Source organism: Kribbella sp. NPDC051587 (assembly GCF_044453945.1).
Taxonomy (GTDB): domain Bacteria; phylum Actinomycetota; class Actinomycetes; order Propionibacteriales; family Kribbellaceae; genus Kribbella.
On sequence record NZ_JBITDE010000003.1, the window covers coordinates 173,738 to 190,836 of the forward strand.

Here is a 17,099-nt window from a genome sequence, read left to right on the forward strand (position 1 = left end):
CTGTCTAGCACACCCCAGTTGAGTAGTTCAGCGCATGCCGGGACGGCCCGCAGTCGCGACGATCTCGGTATGACGAAACCGATCCAGCCCTCGCAGACCACCGCCTACTACGTCCAGGCCGTCGTGTCGTTCGGCATCGCGCTGACCGCCATGACCGTCGCGGTCATCTACCTCCCCGCCGCCGGCTGGGTCCGCGCCTTCCTCGCCCTCGGCCTGATCTACCTGGTCACCTCCACCGTCACCCTCTCGAAGGTCGTCCGGGACCGCCAAGAGATGTCCGAGGTCAGCACCCGCGTCGACCAGGCCCGCCTCGACAAGCTCCTGTCCGAACACGACCCCTTCCGCGTCGACAGCTGAGGCCTGTCAAGGCTCCTCGTCGGCAATCGTCTAGTCCATTCGGTCCAGCTGGAAAACCTGGCCGTCGCATCCGCCGCAGCGAACCCTGAGCCTCGAACCGACCTTCATCTCAAGGGAGCTCCGATGAATCGCCTGCGCCGTATCGTCCTTGTCCTGGCCGCCACGGCTGCGCTGTGCTCGGCGCAGTCCATGGCCCACGGGGCCGACAAGTCACCGTTCGCCGAACAAGCAGCAAAGGCCGGCTACACCGGCGTTCAGACCGCAGCCCTGCAGGCGCAGGTGGATGATGTGGTGGCGCAGACCGGCGGGACACAGGTCGCGTTGAACCAGGTCGCCTGGAAAGGCGGGGTGACGACGCTGGTCCTTCCCGGGGAGACACGAGCCCGGCGGCTGGACCAGTCACCGGCTCAGGTGGAGGCCTGGCCGTACGGGTGCAGCTACCTGTACTTCTGCACCTATGCAAACCGCGACTACAGCGGCGCCCAGACCTTCCTCTACGACTGCGTGAGTACGGCGGTCCTGCCGTTCCGCTCGTATGTGAACAACCAGACGAGGGGCACCATCGCTCGCTGGGGTGGTCACGTCGTCGGCCAGAGCAAGCCGGCACCGTCAGGGTCGCCGTTCGACACGATCACCGACTACATCACGGTCAAACCCTGCTGAATTGATGTATTCCTTGACAAGAATATTCTCTGTGGGGAATACTTCGGGTCATGGAGCAGATCGCGGCGGTGCTGGGGGACGGGGCGCGGTGGCGGATCGTCGAGTTGCTGGCGGCGCGACCGCGCTCGGTCGGTGAGCTGGCCGAGCTGACCGGGCTGCGGCAGCCGCAGGCGTCGAAGCATCTGCAGACGCTGGCCAAGGCTGGCCTGGTGACGGTGTTTCCGCTGGGGCAGCGGCGGGTGTACGCACTCGAGGTCGGTCCGCTGGTCGCATTCGAGGGTCGGCTGCGTGGACTGGTCGAAACCGCCGAGGCGCATGCGGGGGAGCGGGATGTGCTGGCCCGCTACCGCGACGCGATCTCCTCGGAGACGGCGCTCGCGGAGAGCGATCACTGGGCTGACGGTCGAACGTTCTCGTTCGAGCGGTTGCTGCCGGCAACCACTGAGGTCGTCTGGCGGCATTGGGTCGAACCAGCCCTGCTCGCCTCGTGGTGGGTGCCGCCGTCGATGAGTGTCAGCGAGGCGTTGCTCGAACCGCGGTCGGGTGGTCGGGCGGTGCTCGAATACCGCTCTGCCGACGGCCGGTACCGGTCCGAAGGGACGGTTCGCGAGGCAACGCCGTACGGGCGCCTGGTCTTTGATCTCGCGGTGGTCGGCGAGTCCTTCCGTGCGAGCTATGACCTCACGCTGAAGGCCGTTGCCGAAGGCACCCAACTTCTGCTCCAGCTGCGGATCGACGACACCACCGTCGCTGCCGCGCCGTCCATTGCCGGCATCGAGCTCGGCTGGAACCAGGTACTCGACAATCTCACCCACGCGATCGACAAGGACTCCCCGACATGACCAACCGTTTGGTGACCGCCAACCTCGCCCTCAGCCTCGACGGGCACTACCACGGCGCAGGTGGCCCACAAGACTTCGCGCCGTTCATTCCCTTCGTCACAACGGATGTCGCCCGCGACCAGATGACCCGCGCCTGGGAGAACGCCACCACGGCGCTCCTCGGTCGCAACAGCGCCGAAGGCTTCATCGGCTTCTGGTCCACCGTCGTCGACAACGAAGAAGCCGACCCCCGCGACCGCGGCTACGCCAAGTGGCTCGTCGACGTCGAGAAGGTGGTCCTCTCCACCACTCTGAAAGACGCCCCCTGGGACCACGCCCGCATCGTCAACGCCCCCGCGGCCTCCGTCGTCGCCGACCTCAAGGCCACCGGTGAGGGCGAGATCCTCGTCAACAGCGCCCCCACCGTCATCAAAGCCCTCCTCGCCGAAGACCTCATCGACCGCCTCTACCTCACGGTCGTCCCCGTCGTCACCGGCGGCGGCTCCCGCCTCTTCGACACCGGAATCCCCAGCACCACCTGGACCCTGACCCACCAACAAGCCGGCCCCACCGGCGAACTCGCCCTCGTCTACACCCGGGTTCGCTGAACTGAGAATCTGTTCTACCAGTAAGTAAGAAAACTGATTGTGACCTGTTGACTACCTTTGGTGAGGGCTTTAGCGTCGGTGGCGGCAGCTGCTGCGACTCTAAACCGCCCCCCTCCCATGGAGGTCGCCATGCGCTTGCGTAACTCCGTCCTGTCCGCTCTCCTGGTGGCGTCGACCGTCGGCCTGGCCGCGGGTCCGGCGTACGCCCGGCCTGATGCGACCGGCTCCGGCACGATCACGTTCCAGGGCACGTCGTGCGCGTTCACGTTCACCTATGCCGGTGGTCCGCCGCCGGCCGCCGTACAGATCCAGTCGATCGACATCGCCGACAGTTGCTCCGCCGACGGTACGGCGTCCGGCACGCTGACCTTCGGTCCCGGCAACGCGGCCAGCCTCACACTGAACGTCTCCGTCACCAAGCCGATCGGCTGCGGCTACTCCGGCACGCTGGCGGGCACGTACTCCGGCAATGCCGGCACGTTCCCCGAGCAGAGCGTGCCCAAGAAGAGCGGTAGCTTCCTCTGCCCGAACCCGGCCAAGATCGCGATCACCGCAACTCTCTGATCGCACTCCGGGGAACACCATGACCGCCTTGGTGTTCCCCGGACCCTGCGACTAATTGCAGGTTGGTGCAAAGACACTTACATCTCCCGGCGCACACCCTCAAGCTGGGGTCCGTTGTCTTCTTCCCACCCGCCTGTGGAGGACCTGTGCGCCGCGGATTCCGCCTGCTCTCGTTATCGCTTGTGCTCTCCCTGCTCGTGCCAACTCAACTCGCCGGCGAGGCGAATGCGGCTCCCGCTTCGGCCGGCGCCGTACCGGCTGCTGCTGTTGCTCCGGGCGACGGCGGTGGGTTGTACGTACCGCTGGCGACCCAAGCCCGCCTGCTCGACACCGGTACGACGCCTGTTGCGGCCAACACGTCAGTGACCTCGACCCTCACCGGGCGCAGCGGTATTCCGGCGACCGGGGTCGCCGCGGTGTCGGTCAACATCATCGCTGTCAGTCCGACCGCCAACGGCAGCGTGGTTTCGTGGCCTGCCGGGCAGACCCGGCCCAGCGTCTCCGGCGTCCTGTTCGCGGCCGGTCAGACCTATGCCAGCGGTTCGTCCATCCTGCGGCTCAACGCCAGTGGTCAAGCGACCTTCGTCAACGCCAGCACTGGTACGGTGCACATCCTCGTCGACGTAGCCGGCTACTACACGACCGATGCCGCGACGACCGGTGGCTCGCGGTACGTGTCCTTGAAGCAGACCCGAATCCTCAACGACACAAAGGTCGCAGCGAAGACTCCGACCACCTTCACCGCAGCCGGTGTCGGCGGCCTGCCGGCGGCCAGCGCCATCACCTCGGTCGCACTCAGCCTGACCGCCGTCGTGCCGGCATCACCAGCTGGGCCGGCGGGCGGAATGATCGTCTATCCGGCAGGCGCGACCCAGCCCGGAGTCTCGCACGGCAGCTGGCCTGCCGGCCGCTCCAAGACCAGCACCGTGGTGACGCGCGTGGCGGCGAACGGGCAGGTGACGCTGCTGAACGCCTCGACCGGCCAGGTCACCTTCCGCGTCGACGTCGTCGGCTACTACACGCCCGCGACCAACAGCGCCGTGGCGTCGTCCCGGATCACTACGCTGCCGGTCGCTGCGCGCGTTCTCGATACCGGCGGTACGACGCTGATCCCGGCCGGCGGTAATCGGACCTTCAAGGTGGCGGGCCTCGGCGGTCTGCCGGCGACTGATCTGGCGGCCGTCTCGGCCAACCTGATCGTGGCCGGTGCAGCCACTACCGGCGACGTCGTCGCCTATCCGGCCGGTGATGCCGCGCCGACGGCCACCGACACGATCACGCTGCCGACGCACTACACGTTCAACCAGATCCTGGTCCGTCCCAACGCGGCCGGCGAGATCACCATCCTGAACCGCAGCAACGCCGGGCTGCGCTTCTATCTCGACGTGTCCGGTTACGCGCTCAAGGCGAAGCCTCCGGCCGCGCCCACCGACGTACAGGCGATCCCGGCCGACCAGAGCGTCAACCTGTCGTGGATCGCGCCGCAGGACACCGGCGACCTGGCGGTGAAGAACTACGAGATCACCAGGATGCCGGGCAACGTGGTCACCACCGCTACCGGTACGAGTACGACAATCACCGGCCTCACCAACGACACGACGTACACCTTCAAGATCGCCGCGGTGAACGCCGTCGGGCGCTCGGCCACCGTCCTCAGTCCGCCGGTGAGTCCGACGCCCCCAGCCCCTCCGGGCCCGCCGTTCATCACCTCGGTGACGTCGCGCGACAGTGCGGCCTACGTCTCGTGGGACGCACCCGCCGGGCTGCCCGAATCGATTACCGGCTACACCGTGACCGCGACCCCCGGTGGCACCACGACGACCGTGCCGGGTACGGCTCGCGAGGTGGTTCTGAAGGGCCTCACCAACGGTACGACGTACGCCATCACCGTGAAGGCCACCAACGCCAACGGCTCGGGAACCTCCGACCCGCGCCCGGCGAAACCAGTGCTCGCGAAGGTGCCGCTGGCGCCGCCGTTCAGCGCGGTGACCGCAGTGAACGCACGCGTCGACGTGCAGTGGGTCCGTCCCGCGGACGGCGGTGCGGAGATCGACAACTACGAGGTGACCGCGGATCCCGGCGGTATCACCCAGACCATCGCTGCCGATACGACAGTGACGGCCCTGACCGGGCTGACCAACGGGCAGAAGTACACGATCAAGATCCGTGCTCACAACAAGGCCGGCTACAGCGCGGTCACCACCACCACGAGCACTCCGCTGGCGGCTCGCGCACCGGCCGCGCCTGACGACGTACAGGCTGCTTCGTCGGCCAACGGCGTCGTGCAGCTCATGTGGAAGGCGCCGACCGATGTCGGCACCTCCGCGGTGACCGGCTATCGCGTGACCGTGACGCCGGGCGGTCAGATCCTCGACGTCACCAGCCCGTCGGCGACTGTGAGCGGTCTCGACAAGGCAACCGAGTACAGCTTCGCGGTTGCCGCGAAGAACGCTGCCGGTACTGGTGTCGCCAGCACTCCGACCACCGGGATCAAGCCCGCGCTGACCGAGAAGGTGGCGCCGATCGTCCTGACCCCGGCCTCGCTGCAGCAGATCAACTCGGTGACTCCGACCGCTGTCGTCGCGGCGACGCCTACCGCCCAGCTGTCCGGCTTACAGGCTGGGCAAACTGTCGTCGCCGATGCCAGCACGGCCACACCACAAGGCTTCCTGCGCAAGATCACCAAGGTTCAGACCGTCAGCGGCATGCTGGTGCTGAGCACCCAGGACGTCGCGCTGACCGACCTGTACGACGACAGCGCACTGGCCACGCGGTTCCGGCCCAAGGCCGATGAGGTGGAGTTCGTTCCGGCCGGACCAGGGATCCGGGTGGTGGAGCCCACGCTCGGCGGGAAGACTCGCAAACAAGGCGCTGCCGCCGACGACGAGCCCGGCGGCGGAACAGAAGGCAAGGTGTACCTGGACAGCGACGGCAAGCTCGTGGTCGAGGTGGAGAAGGAGCTCGCGCTCGGTCAGCGGGTCAGCGGCTCGGTGACCTTCGATCCGACGATCGACGCCAAGATCGGGGCCGGCCTGTTCTCCACCACCGAGTTCCGGCTCGCATCCGACACCGAGTTCGCGTTCCGGTACGACATGACGCTGGGCAAGACCTTCGAGTACCGCAAGCCGCTGGGCAAGGTACGGCTCGGGTGCCGCACCGTCATGGTCGGGGGACGGATCCCGGTGGTGATCTGTTTCGACGTGGACTTCGAGCTCGTCCTCGGGGCGGACGGCCGGGCGGGCCTGTCCTTCAACGTGAAGTACAAGCGCCGGCTCGGGCTCAAGATCAAGAGCGTGGGCCTGAATCCGGTACCGGAGTTCACTGGCATCAACGAGCCGCTGCCCGATGACTTCACGTTCGACCACGCCCAGCTGACCGGCGACATCGCGGCGTCGGTGGGAGTCGCCGCGAAGTTCATCGGGTCCGTCTACGGTCAGGGCGGGCCCGAGGCCGAGCTCACTCCCTATCTCGAGCACGAGGTCGACACCGCCGCGAACCCGGCGGAGAAGCTGGTCTTCGGGGTCGGGATCGGAGGCGGTCTGGAGCTCAAGTTCCTCGGCTCGAAGTCGCGGAAGTTCGTCGAGCCCGCTGTCCTCAAGACCGAGATCATCCTGTGGGACTCGGGCGGCCCGTTCATCGGAGTGCTGGTCGATCCGGGCTCGGCCGAACTCGGCCCCGGCGGATCGCAGCAGTTCACCGCCAAGCTGGTCGGATTTCCCGACGAGCCGGCCACCTGGCGAGTCGCCGAAGGCCCCGGGACCATCGATCAGACCACCGGCCTGTACCGGGCCACCGGCGACGGTGTGGCGACGATCGAGGCGGTCATCCCGCCGCTGCATCACGAGGAGCTGAAGAACAAGGCGACCGTCACCGTCGGCGGCTTCCGGCCGTCGGAGCCGCGCAACATCCGGGCGTCGGCCGGGATCCGGACCGCTGAGGTCACCTGGGATGCTCCGGAGCGGACCGGGCTGAAGCCGGTCACGCACTACGTCGTCACTACGTCACCGGCTACCGGGGCGAATATCGTCACGGTTGCTGACGGCAACCGGTTCACCTTGCGGGGACTCACGCCAGGCACCACGTACGTCGTACAGGTGACTGCTGTGAACGGTGACGGCGTCGGCGCGACGGGGTCGTCGGCCGAGATCACACCGCAGACGTCGATGTTGAGTGATCCCGGTGGTGGCACTCGCCTCCTCGACGGGATCGACGGCACGGATCCGGGGATCGACGGGGCCGTGTTCTCCGACTCCGGCCGCTACGTGTTCTTCGCCGCGGAGCGGGTCGACGCGCAGTACTACCTGATCCGCCGCGACCTGGCCGACGGTTCGGATCGCAACGTGTCGATCGACGCCGACGGTACGACGCCCGAGCCCGTCGCCAGAGGGTTCCGGTTGAACTCCGTCCTCACGGCGCCCAACTATGCGACAGCCGGCGAGGGCCGGTACATCGCCTACCGAACGGCAGCCGGCTCGGTCCGTGGCAGCGACCGGATCGCCGTCCGCGACCTCGAGACCGGCGAACGCTGGAGCACCCCGGCGACGCCGAGCAAGGTGAGCACCTTCCGGCTGTCGCAGGACGGGACCAAACTCACCTACATCACCGGTGATCCGTCGGCGCAGGACCGCCAGGTGTGGCAGGCGACGAAGGGCAGCCCGACCCCGGTCCGGCTGGACGGTTGTGTCGCCACGATTACTTGTGGCGCGGGATCGGCGACCAGCCTCGGAGTGTCACCCGACGGCAACGTGGTGATGTACGAATTCGACAGCCAGGATCCGGCCAGTCCCTACTACGCGGCGACCAACCGGACGATCTCGCTCGATGTCCGCACGGGCGTCGCATCGATGCCGTACCTGAACAAGGGCCTGTCGTACTTCGAACCGGTCTACAGCGAGGACGGGACCTGGATGGCGGTCAGTACCCGCATCGGCACCCAGGACGCACTCGCCGCGCGGCGGGTCGGCAGCGGTCCGTTCGCCACCACCGATGTCTTCGTCCGGGGCAAGGCCCGCCCCAAGGACATCAGCAACGACGGCCTTCGGATCGCGTGGCGCCCCACCGATGCCTACCCGGATCCCGCGCGGCTGTCGGTCTATTCACGCTCGACCAAGACCAACTGGACCGCCCCGGGTAATCCGCTGCCTGGCTACTACCAGGACGAGCACGTCGATCTGGCGCCCTCGGGAGGCGCCGTCACCTGGCACGAGACGGGTGAGGACGGTCACCCGTTCCTAACCAAACCCTGGGGTGCTGCACTGTCGTAGGACGGGAATCAGCTGTCGGCGGCGGTCACGTCGATCTCGACCATCAGGCCTGGTGCGAAGAGTCTTTGCACCTCGACGGTGGTCGAGGTCGGGAACGGGCCGTCGCCGTACATGCTTTTGCGGTAGGCCAGGTGCGGAAGCAGCGCTTCGATCGAGGTGACGGACATGTTCTCGCGGACGACGTTGCCGAAGCCAGCGCTCGATGGATCCGGGCGTGCAGCCCCATCAACTCACCCCACGACGGCGCGAGATCGGCCCCGCTGCCCGCAGTACAGGTCGTACTAAGGGCTGAAGGTGGGGCGGGTGGGGCTCGAACCCACGACCCAAGGATTATGAGAGCCACGCCACCTGCAACGCGGGTCAACTCCAGACTCCAGCGGTACCTGTACCGGAGGTTTCTAGAGGACTCTGGCATCTCTGCTAGACGCCACTTCATTGCACCAGCCATGGCACGCGGCGCACGCGCAACCTGCGAGGAACTGCGTCGTGGCAGCGCGGTGGCGGACCGCCTAACCCACGCCGGCGTTAGTCCTACAGCTGGGCAGTATCAGTCTCGACTGGGTCGGCGAAGCAGTCTGGTGATCGCGCTGTGGTACGTGGCCTGAACGTCAGGCAGAGCTGAAAGGTCAACCGATTCGTCGGTCCCATGGAGCCCGTAGATGGGCAAACCAAAGCCTGCGATAGCAGGTATTCCACGCGTCGCGAAAAGGTTGCCGATGTTCGACGGTCCGGCAACACGATTCGACGGTCCGGCAACACGAGGAGTGGGGTGCAGGCCAACCATGTCTGCACCTGCAAGTAGAGCGGCGGCAGGCTCGTCGGCAGGATCCAGACGGTACGGCGGCCACCGCAGAGCGGGCGTGACCCTAGTGGGCGCCGGGCCTGGCAGACGGGAGTCCAGGTCAGCCGCGGCTTGCTGGATCAGGCTTGCCGCCTCGTCGGCTTCGAGGACGTCTGTCAGCCGAACGTCTATTGCGACTTCGGCGCGATCCGGGACGGTTGTGTATCCCTCACCAGACGTGATCGCAGTCACGGTGATCTTGGCGGGAAGCGGGAAGCCTCCAGCTTTCACCGGCGGCAGCTCAATCGCGTCGAGTAGGGCAATCAGTGCGCAGCCCGGCTCGCAGCGTTCACTGTGTGTGCACGCGACGAGCCAGAATGCCCGCCTATGCCGTGAACGGTCAGCGAGGCGCGATAGACGCCTCGGCCCCCGACCACCAGCTCGTCCAGACCGGGATAGCCGATCATGACGCCGCCGACTTCTGCAAGGTCGAACTCGCGCATGAAGGCTTCCGCACCGCCGAAATTCCCGGTGTGCTCGTCTACGTCCAGAAGGAGTACTAGACGGCCGGCGAACTCGTCGTCGTCCTCGGCGATCGCAGCCGTGGTGTGGCTGAACACCGAAGCGGCTGTCTTGGAGTCGGCCGCCCCCGATCTCGCAGGCGGTTGCTGACCACGTCGCCAGCAGTCGGTGAGAAACTCCACGCGGTATCATTCCCAAACGGAGCCGTGTCTAGGCACGCATCGAGAACCCACGTTTTTCCGGGATGGCGGCTGACCACCTCAACCGCCAGACCGACAGAGTCTCCCGACGGTGAGGCCAGCCGGCGTGCCTGAGGGTGGTGCTCGCGAAGCCACTCCTCTTCGACCGACAGCACGGGTTCGTAGTCATCGATCCCCCCCGCGAGACTGGACCTGAATCATCTTGGCGGCGAGCGCGATGACGGACTCGGTCTCGCTTCTCGCGCGGCGAAGGCTCTCGGTAGTCACTCCACTGGTGGTGCCAGACAGCGTTGTGACGAGGGTGCAGCGGCCGACGCCTGCCGGAAGCCTATGAAATGCCGGCGGTCGCGAGCACGTAGAGTACCGCTACGTAGGTAGCGGTAGATGTACCGCAACGCCGAGTCGATCGACCAGGAGGACACGTAGTGTCAAGTCTTGAGCGCACCCTCGTGCTCTTCAAGCCGGATGCAGTCGCACGCGGACTGGTGGGCCGCCTCACGCAGCGGTTCGAGGATGCTGGCCTGAAGATCGTCGGTGTCAAGATGCAGCAGATCGACGCCGATCTGGCCCGGCGGCACTACTTCGACCTGGAAGAGCGGCATGGCAAGTCGGTCTTCGATGCGATCTCTGGGTTTATGCAGCAGGGACCCGTAATCGCCCTCGCTCTCGAAGGTGCGGAAGCCGTTGCCAACGTACGGCGCATCGTCGGACCGACGTTCCCCGATCAAGCGTCGCCCGGCACGATCCGTGGAGACTTCGCGCACCACTCGAAGGCGTATACCGAGGCGAACCACAAGGCAGTCGCTAACCTGGTGCATGCCTCCGGGAATCCCGAAGAGGCCAAGTATGAGGTCGAGCTGTGGTTCTCCGAGAGCGAGCTGTTCGACTACCAGACTCTCGCTGAAAGGTTCACGTTCTGATGTCGACCGCCGAAGATCTCCAGGTCTTTCCGTCGGACATGCAGCCGCCTGTTGACGAGGTCGTCGCGGTGTTCGAGCGCGAGTTCGTGGCAGGTCGCTCACGCGAGGCTGCTGAACTGGCCTACGCAGCCGCAACGCGTCTCCAGGCTCGTGGCCGGGTGGGCGACGCAAGTGTTTACGCCAGGCACGCGTTTGCGTTACTCGAGCAGCTTCCCGACTCCACGATTGAGCAGGTTACGTCGACCCGATCCAAGGTCGGCGGTGTGAACATCCCCGAGCTGCTTCACGTCGGTGTAATCAAGGCACGGTTAGGGCACCTGCTCGACTGACTGCGAGTCGGCGCGCCGCGTTAACCGTTCGTCCAGATACCGCTGCACCGGTTCGAAGAATCGTAGGGGACGTACTCCGCAAGCTCGCTGAGGTCGCATCACGCAACCTCAGCGAGTTCTTCTTTGTCAGCGACGTACGCCGAGCCGCTAAGCAGCTCGCAGCCGACGTATTGCATCGTCCTGCCGGTGGACGGATGTACCCGCTCGCCGAGTAACGCGGACGCTCGGACCCGCAGGCCAACCTCTTCCTGCGTCTCGCGGACCGCCGCCTCTTCGGCTGACTCGCCTTCTTCGACTGCGCCAGACGGGAATTGCCAACTCAGCGTGCCCTCCCCGACGCGCCGTCGCACCACTAAGGCGCGCTCGTCATGCGTGATCACTGCCGCGGCGATCGCCGGATTCTCGTCAGCTGACTGCTGAAACGGCGTTTCCACTCCATGCCGCGCTCGGCATTGAGCTGACCCAGACGCTCTTCGTAGGTCCAGACGTTCTACTTGTCGAGGGCCCCGCCGAGCTTGCGTACCTAGAGGTGCTCTCCAGCACACTCAAGGCGGCGGGGCGAACGGGTCTCCACGAACGGTGGGTCATCACGCCAGCTGGCGGGGCCGGGAGCTACCGGCATTCGTTACGTTGCTTGGGGCTAACAAGCTGAACACCGTTGTACTCGCAGATAGCTCCTTGAAGGACACGGCAACTGTCGAGCGCCTCCGGTTAGCCGGACAACTCGGTAGCGGCGGCCTCGTCTTGATCGGTGATCTGCTCGGCGTTCCTGAAGCCGACATAGAAGATCTGTTCCAGCCCGGGTTCTACGTCGACTTTGGTGAATAGGGCTTATACGGGCCTGCTAGCCGGCCAAAAACTCACTGTGAAGGAGTTGCCTGCTGATGCCCGACTCGTACGCCGGGTCGAGCGAGCCTTCGACGCTCGCGGTCTGATCAGCGGCAGGATGAATCACTACTCTCCAGCGAAGGCCCTGCTGCGACACCCTGAACTTCACGACAAGATCGCCGAGAGCACGCTAGCAAGCGCCGAAATCTTATTTACCCGGATCAACGCTTTCCATACCGGTGCCTAGCATGGCGAGGCAGCGTAGGCGTAGCCCTGAGTTCCCTCGCCATCCGATCCAGGCGTGGACTTTGCACTCCAATGACCGGCTCGCTGGTGCCTTGCTGGGAGCCCGCCGGGTGGCCTTTTCATGTGCGCACCCCGCAACTGGTTTCGCGGTGGCATGACGGGCGCTGCGCGAGTAGCCGTTGCTCGGAGGTCCCACTTCAGGATGCACGGAATCATCCAGGCGCCGTGGAAGTTATCCATAGGCCGTCAGTACGGCGGCTGGTGGCCGTTCTGCGGGCTTCAAACTTCAACCGACACGCCGTGTGCGCCCTACTGCTTCGAACGGCATGGCAGTCTCAGAAAATGAGAGTTGGTGGGCGATGAACCGCTTAATCGGGATTTGGCAGACGGCATTCGCGAGTTTCCGAAGTCGTCACTCACACGCACGACATGAGCGGAAGCTTATGCGATGCGACCGATGACTCGTGGCGCTACGGTCTGGCTGACCGGCTTGCCTAGCGCCGGCAAGTCGACGGTGGCAAATCACACGGCTGCGTGGCTGCGATCGGGAGGCTACAAGGTGGAGATCCTCGATGGCGACGAACTCCGAGCGAGGTTCGGCACAACCGGGCAGTTCGCCCGCGCCGACCGTGAGGCGCATGTCCTGCGGGTCGGTTGGTTGGCTCGACTCCTAGCGCGCAATGGCGTACTCGTGCTGGTACCTGTGATCGCGCCCTACGCCGACGTTCGCGCCGCGGTCCGAAAAGAGCACATCGAAGCTGCCTTGCCGTACCTAGAGGTTCACGTTGACGCGTCCCTGGAGGTCTGCGCCGCCCGCGACGTCAAGGGCCTGTACGCGAGACAGCGCGCGGGCCTACTCAGTGGCCTCACCGGCGTAGACGACCCGTATGAGGTTCCGACCCAGCCCGAGCTGCGGCTCGCCACCGAAGGCCGCAGCATCGCGGAGTCGGTCGACGAGTTGGTCGGTCTGCTGACCGCCCGGCGGCTCATATGAGCGGGCATCGACTTAGCCGGCTACGGCTGCTCAAGACTAAGGCGGTGCACGTCGCTCGGGAAGTGGCAGCAGTGCTTGAGTGGCCGGTTTTAGTCTTCTCTGGCGGCGGGCCTCTGCGGTGCTGCAGCACGTAGCGCAGGCACCTACAGCCGGAGCGGGTCTGCTAGGAGGGGAGCTGGTACAAGACGTCCAAATGGGATTCGAAAATGCAGATGGCATCCACGTTTCGACATTGCCGAAAGTACACTTTTGTAAGCCTGTCAACCTTGTATTCTGCGCCCGTCTGGACCTGGAGCGCATCCTTCAACTTCTTGGTGAGAAACTGGTTTGCCCAGAACGTTTCACCTGTTCGCTCGCGCAGCACAAGCGGGTGATGCGGTTGATTTGGCCTGGTATTTATGATTGCGGGATTAGGGTGGTAGAGCAACCGACCCGTATAATCCATCACCATTACGGCGACATCCCAGGGAAACCTCGTTCGCGCACCGTCTTCGAGTTCGCCTGCCATCAGCTTAGTCTGCTTTCTCTCAACCTCCAGCAGTAAGCTTGCAACATCAGTGGCAGCCGTGCACTCCTCGAGGAACGCTCTGACTGCGGTTTCCCGTTCTTTCCAGCGAAACTGGAGTTGGCTGATTATCTTGATGCTTACATTGTCCGCGCCTAGCGCGCGTACGATCTCATCGCGCTGCTTCTGAGACGCTTCGCTGAATGCATCCTGCAGCCTGCTCCCGTCGAAATAGAAACTGGATGCTATTAAACACATCGCCAATAGCGTCATTACTGGAATTCGATCTTTCAGCCACTGCACAGAGTCGAGCGCTCCCGAGAAATCTGCAATTGTGACCGCAATCGACAAGACTAGTACAGCCAGGACGATGACTCGATCTAAGGTCCAACGAATATTCATATCCTAGCTTCCCTACGCTTTCGTTCGACCGCCAAAGTCGCTCATTGTCGAATGCATCCTATCCAGTTCGGGCCACAAATCGACTCCGGGTGGGTCAACCGTTAAGTCGCCAATACGGCTTGACTTCAGCAACTTCCGATGAATCATCTGGCGGTGCGGATCGTCAATAGGGCGGCGAATACCATCCACGACGTTCGGTGCAGGCACTCCGAATGGATGCACCCATTCGATCATGTCTTCCGTGAAACTCAATCCGACAGAGCTGCAAATTTCTTGCATACGGCACGCGGCGAGATCGCGATCTACGATTTCATCGTAAAGAATCACGCGCGTTGATTCTGGAGCGATCTTACTTACATATAGGAAAGTCTGGTAAAAGTAGCGAAATGCAAGGTCGAAGAGCCCCGCATTTCCCCAATCGATATCGAATCCCTTATCTCGCTGGAGTTGGCGCCATGCTCGACGCATTTCTAGATCGTCGGATGTGTGGACCAACCTTGACATCGTCTGCCAGGACTGCCAAATATCACTTGGCCGACGAAGAAGAAAAACGTGGTGCACCTTTCGAATGAAGTCTGGACGTCGCTCCATCATCGGGTAGATAGGGATCGTGCAAAGCTCGGCAGTGTACTGGCCGATACTTTGCTTGATCACCCGAAGTTTTGAGGTTTCCCGAAGCCGTGGAGTGAAATAGTGTGAAAAGTCGACTATTCCCGTGGCCTCAAAAACATGCTTCCCCGGGTCTTTGAATACCTCGACCGCCGGGTGGTTCGAGAAACTGTGAGACAACGCGGTTGTGCCGCTGCGATTTAAGCCCACGATTACTAACGTAGGATCGACCGCAGGGAGCCTGAATGTCGAAGTCAAGTCTTTAACCATTTTTCCACCCGTGCGCTCAAGGCGATCAAGAAAATTCGACTGTTGCCGGTGAGTCGGGCGCGTGCCCTGCGAAGCCGGCCCGATCGGCCCACTTCAAGTGTGCGCCATCAAATGGCGCCTGTTGGGTTCGCATTTGACTGTAGATGCGGAGGCAAGTTTCCAAGGCGACGGCCGCGACGTCTGGCGGATATTGGAGATCGTCGCGGTTAGAAAAAAATTCTTCGACGTCATCTATTCGGATCTTGCCGTCCACTTGCCCAATGACATCGAGGTCAAGGTCGACAACTGAGAAAGTGCCACTCGCTTCATTCCACGGTGTCGAGATGTCGGCATAGGTGTAGTGCCTCGGCGGCTTCCCTGTGTCACTCTTTCCAAAATAGTGAACATACCACGGCTTCTTGCCGTTGGGCAGCAAGATGACCTGCGGAAAACCCGAATGAAATTCGTGATCAGGACGCCAGAAGTGTGTTCCCTGCGGAGCGCTCAGCCATGCTCCGTACTCGTCAACCCCAAGGAAGGTGGCATCATACTCGTAATGCCGCTTATTCCCCCATTTGGATGTTAGAACCCGACAGTTATCTCCTGCTGAGATCGAAGGCATTTCCATTTCCTTATGATATCGTGTGCGTAAATTGCATGCAATATGATATTGCGTCTTCGGCCGGAGCTCTTCTCTGCGTGAATGCGGGCTGGGTCGTTCAGCATTCCCGAACCAGATTCGTGCAGCGGAGGCAAATCATGACCTTCATTCTTCGGTTAGCCTAGCAATGCGCTCGCACCTTTACCTCGTCTGAGCGCATTGTTGCGACAATGTACGGCCGCCAAACCAACTTAGCGTATAAGTGACATCACCTCGCGCTGCTGCGATTGCTGTACTCGAATCGTGTTTGCTGTTGGCAGAAATGTCTCCTGACGGTTGGCGACGCCCGGAATCGGGCGGTCGTGCCATCGACCGTGGGGCGTCGTCCTTCTGGCCGATGCAGACGCAGGAAGTTGAGCTCGTGATGTCGACACAGCGAGCGGCGAGCTCGACGCATCCAATTGTTCATACTCATGAGCTTCCCCCCACAGGAATCGGCGCGACGGCAAGCGCTCAGCTCACCGGCCATCCAGGCACTATCCACTGATCACGCTCTGTTGCCAAGATCTCAATTGCGGTTTTTGACGAGATACCGGGAACCAAGACACCGCTACGACGTCCGCTCAACGCGGGGGAAGCCTGTGAATCTCTGCCACGACCATCTGTGCGAGCAAACCTGATCCCGTGCCCGCTACGCCCCCAGTAACGCAGATCCACCCGACGACCGGAGAGGTGCAAGTCCAGCCAGGATGGAGAGCTCACCGGCGGGCCTGGAACGCGAAGTCGACGGCAATCTAAATCGATTTAGAGAGTCCGGGCGATCAGGTCCCAACCCTCGCCAGCGGGCTCCTGACGTAGGACGCAGGCTTACTGGTGAGGTGAGTCTCGTCCGGGGGACCGACGTTCGCCCGGTGAGAACGGGTCCTGACAGCGATCCGGGGCGCGCGTGCTGACACCTGCATCCTCGGGGCTTCCCGCCCGCCAAATCTGATTGGGCGGAACCGGTGCTCCCGTGTCATCGTCTGACTGAGATAACTACTCGCAGGACCCGGTGACACATGGCCAGCAAGAAGCTCATCGAGGCGCGAATTGCCGAGACGGTCGCGCAGAAGCGCTACGACGCGAGTACGGTCATCGCATCGGCGTTCATCACGTTCGTCGCGATCGCCGTCCCGCTGCTCGCTGCGATCTTCGTGTACTACGACACGAAGGAGGATGAGCGGATCAAGGAGGCGCAACAGCGCTTCGATGCCTCGATGGCGGAGTTCAACACCTCGCTTCAGCTGTGCCTACAAGCTCCCTGAGAAGTCGGCGCTCGCGACGTTCTATTGCGGCAGAAGCGACTCATTCGAGGATCTGAAGAAGAAGGCCAAGCTCGCCGATGACCTCAGAGCGGATGACGCCGATCCCGTAATCCCCTACCTCGGAATCGGCATCATTGCCCTGAGCTCGGTGGGGGCGATCAGCTCTCTGGTCAAGCTCAAGTCGTACAACCTCGAGGTGGCCCCAGGCGATCCGCATCAAGCTGGAGTCCGACGCGGAGGAGGCGGCCAAGCCTCGGCCTCCCCGCCCTTCACGCCGGCTCGCTGGTCGACCGCGCTAGCCAGTGAACTAAGGAATCTGACGGGACCGAAAC

At 63.6% G+C, this 17,099-nt stretch carries 16 protein-coding genes; 10 read left to right on the plus strand and 6 right to left on the minus strand.

Annotated elements, in window-relative coordinates; genetic code table 11:
* Positions 1 to 69 precede the first annotated feature (69 nt).
* The 6 genes from ACIA49_RS13030 (at position 70) to ACIA49_RS13055 (ending at position 8,277) form a co-directional block, all read left to right on the plus strand.
* Positions 70 to 357 carry a YiaA/YiaB family inner membrane protein gene (locus ACIA49_RS13030; RefSeq protein WP_396377344.1) on the plus strand — a complete coding sequence of 96 codons (288 nt, stop codon included), beginning with the start codon at positions 70 to 72 and terminating at the stop codon, positions 355 to 357.
* Positions 358 to 480: 123 nt separating this feature from the next.
* Positions 481 to 1,020: a hypothetical protein gene (locus ACIA49_RS13035; protein WP_396377345.1), complete on the plus strand. Its 540-nt coding sequence runs from the start codon at positions 481 to 483 to the stop codon at positions 1,018 to 1,020.
* A gap of 50 nt (positions 1,021 to 1,070) precedes the next feature.
* Positions 1,071 to 1,862 (plus strand): metalloregulator ArsR/SmtB family transcription factor, encoded by a 792-nt coding sequence (locus ACIA49_RS13040; RefSeq protein WP_396377346.1) that lies wholly within the window; start codon positions 1,071 to 1,073, stop codon positions 1,860 to 1,862.
* A complete protein-coding gene (locus tag ACIA49_RS13045) occupies positions 1,859 to 2,449 on the plus strand; it encodes a dihydrofolate reductase family protein (protein ID WP_396377347.1) in 591 nt (196 codons plus the stop codon). The genes ACIA49_RS13040 and ACIA49_RS13045 overlap by 4 nt, the downstream gene beginning before the upstream one ends.
* Before the next feature lie 129 nt (positions 2,450 to 2,578).
* Positions 2,579 to 3,013: a hypothetical protein gene (locus ACIA49_RS13050; protein ID WP_396377348.1), complete on the plus strand. Its 435-nt coding sequence runs from the start codon at positions 2,579 to 2,581 to the stop codon at positions 3,011 to 3,013.
* Positions 3,014 to 3,210: 197 nt separating this feature from the next.
* Positions 3,211 to 8,277, plus strand: coding sequence for a fibronectin type III domain-containing protein (locus tag ACIA49_RS13055; protein WP_396377349.1), 5,067 nt, complete (start codon positions 3,211 to 3,213; stop codon positions 8,275 to 8,277).
* Between the two features lie 8 nt (positions 8,278 to 8,285).
* Here ACIA49_RS13055 and ACIA49_RS13060 read toward each other — a convergent pair whose 3' ends face one another.
* Together ACIA49_RS13060 and ACIA49_RS13065 are read right to left on the minus strand one after the other, a co-directional pair.
* On the minus strand, positions 8,286 to 8,444 hold the full coding sequence (locus tag ACIA49_RS13060; RefSeq protein ID WP_396377350.1) for a RidA family protein: 159 nt from the start codon (positions 8,442 to 8,444) through the stop codon (positions 8,286 to 8,288).
* 937 nt (positions 8,445 to 9,381) lie between these two features.
* Positions 9,382 to 9,762, minus strand: a complete 381-nt coding sequence (locus ACIA49_RS13065) for a hypothetical protein (protein WP_396377351.1) — start codon at positions 9,760 to 9,762, stop codon at positions 9,382 to 9,384.
* A 443-nt stretch (positions 9,763 to 10,205) separates the two neighbouring features.
* Here ACIA49_RS13065 and ACIA49_RS13070 point away from each other — a divergent pair, with 443 nt between their 5' ends.
* Positions 10,206 to 10,700, plus strand: coding sequence for a nucleoside-diphosphate kinase (locus tag ACIA49_RS13070; protein ID WP_396377352.1), 495 nt, complete (start codon positions 10,206 to 10,208; stop codon positions 10,698 to 10,700).
* Positions 10,700 to 11,029, plus strand: a complete 330-nt coding sequence (locus ACIA49_RS13075) for a hypothetical protein (protein ID WP_396377353.1) — start codon at positions 10,700 to 10,702, stop codon at positions 11,027 to 11,029. The genes ACIA49_RS13070 and ACIA49_RS13075 overlap by 1 nt, the downstream gene beginning before the upstream one ends.
* A 98-nt stretch (positions 11,030 to 11,127) precedes the next feature.
* Here the strand turns inward: ACIA49_RS13075 and ACIA49_RS13080 are convergent, their stop codons facing one another.
* Entirely contained in the window at positions 11,128 to 11,463 is a 336-nt protein-coding gene (locus tag ACIA49_RS13080) for an NUDIX hydrolase (protein ID WP_396377354.1), read from the minus strand.
* 1,097 nt (positions 11,464 to 12,560) lie between these two features.
* Here ACIA49_RS13080 and cysC point away from each other — a divergent pair.
* Positions 12,561 to 13,097, plus strand: coding sequence for an adenylyl-sulfate kinase (gene cysC / locus ACIA49_RS13085; protein ID WP_396377355.1), 537 nt, complete (start codon positions 12,561 to 12,563; stop codon positions 13,095 to 13,097).
* A gap of 163 nt (positions 13,098 to 13,260) precedes the next feature.
* Here cysC and ACIA49_RS13090 read toward each other — a convergent pair whose 3' ends face one another.
* Genes ACIA49_RS13090 through ACIA49_RS13100 form a run of 3 tightly spaced genes read right to left on the minus strand, consistent with a single transcriptional unit; the run spans position 13,261 to position 15,490 of the window.
* Entirely contained in the window at positions 13,261 to 14,004 is a 744-nt protein-coding gene (locus tag ACIA49_RS13090; protein WP_396377356.1) for a hypothetical protein, read from the minus strand.
* 12 nt (positions 14,005 to 14,016) lie between these two features.
* Entirely contained in the window at positions 14,017 to 14,883 is an 867-nt protein-coding gene (locus ACIA49_RS13095; protein WP_396377357.1) for a hypothetical protein, read from the minus strand.
* 25 nt (positions 14,884 to 14,908) lie between these two features.
* Complete coding sequence (locus ACIA49_RS13100) at positions 14,909 to 15,490, minus strand: DUF402 domain-containing protein (protein WP_396377358.1); 582 nt, start codon at positions 15,488 to 15,490, stop codon at positions 14,909 to 14,911.
* 1,031 nt (positions 15,491 to 16,521) lie between these two features.
* Here ACIA49_RS13100 and ACIA49_RS13105 point away from each other — a divergent pair.
* Positions 16,522 to 16,767, plus strand: a complete 246-nt coding sequence (locus tag ACIA49_RS13105) for a hypothetical protein (RefSeq protein WP_396377359.1) — start codon at positions 16,522 to 16,524, stop codon at positions 16,765 to 16,767.
* The last annotated feature ends 332 nt before the right edge of the window (positions 16,768 to 17,099 follow it).

Coding starts and splice junctions, on each gene's coding strand:
- ACIA49_RS13030 (WP_396377344.1), top strand. CDS start 70: ATGACGAAACCGATCCAGCCCTCGCAGACCACCGCCTACTACGTCCAG.
- ACIA49_RS13035 (WP_396377345.1), top strand. CDS start 481: ATGAATCGCCTGCGCCGTATCGTCCTTGTCCTGGCCGCCACGGCTGCG.
- ACIA49_RS13040 (WP_396377346.1), top strand. CDS start 1,071: ATGGAGCAGATCGCGGCGGTGCTGGGGGACGGGGCGCGGTGGCGGATC.
- ACIA49_RS13045 (WP_396377347.1), top strand. CDS start 1,859: ATGACCAACCGTTTGGTGACCGCCAACCTCGCCCTCAGCCTCGACGGG.
- ACIA49_RS13050 (WP_396377348.1), top strand. CDS start 2,579: ATGCGCTTGCGTAACTCCGTCCTGTCCGCTCTCCTGGTGGCGTCGACC.
- ACIA49_RS13060 (WP_396377350.1), bottom strand. CDS start 8,444: ATGTCCGTCACCTCGATCGAAGCGCTGCTTCCGCACCTGGCCTACCGC.
- ACIA49_RS13075 (WP_396377353.1), top strand. CDS start 10,700: ATGTCGACCGCCGAAGATCTCCAGGTCTTTCCGTCGGACATGCAGCCG.
- cysC (WP_396377355.1), top strand. CDS start 12,561: ATGACTCGTGGCGCTACGGTCTGGCTGACCGGCTTGCCTAGCGCCGGC.
- ACIA49_RS13090 (WP_396377356.1), bottom strand. CDS start 14,004: ATGAATATTCGTTGGACCTTAGATCGAGTCATCGTCCTGGCTGTACTA.
- ACIA49_RS13095 (WP_396377357.1), bottom strand. CDS start 14,883: ATGGTTAAAGACTTGACTTCGACATTCAGGCTCCCTGCGGTCGATCCT.
- ACIA49_RS13100 (WP_396377358.1), bottom strand. CDS start 15,490: ATGGAAATGCCTTCGATCTCAGCAGGAGATAACTGTCGGGTTCTAACA.
- ACIA49_RS13105 (WP_396377359.1), top strand. CDS start 16,522: ATGGCCAGCAAGAAGCTCATCGAGGCGCGAATTGCCGAGACGGTCGCG.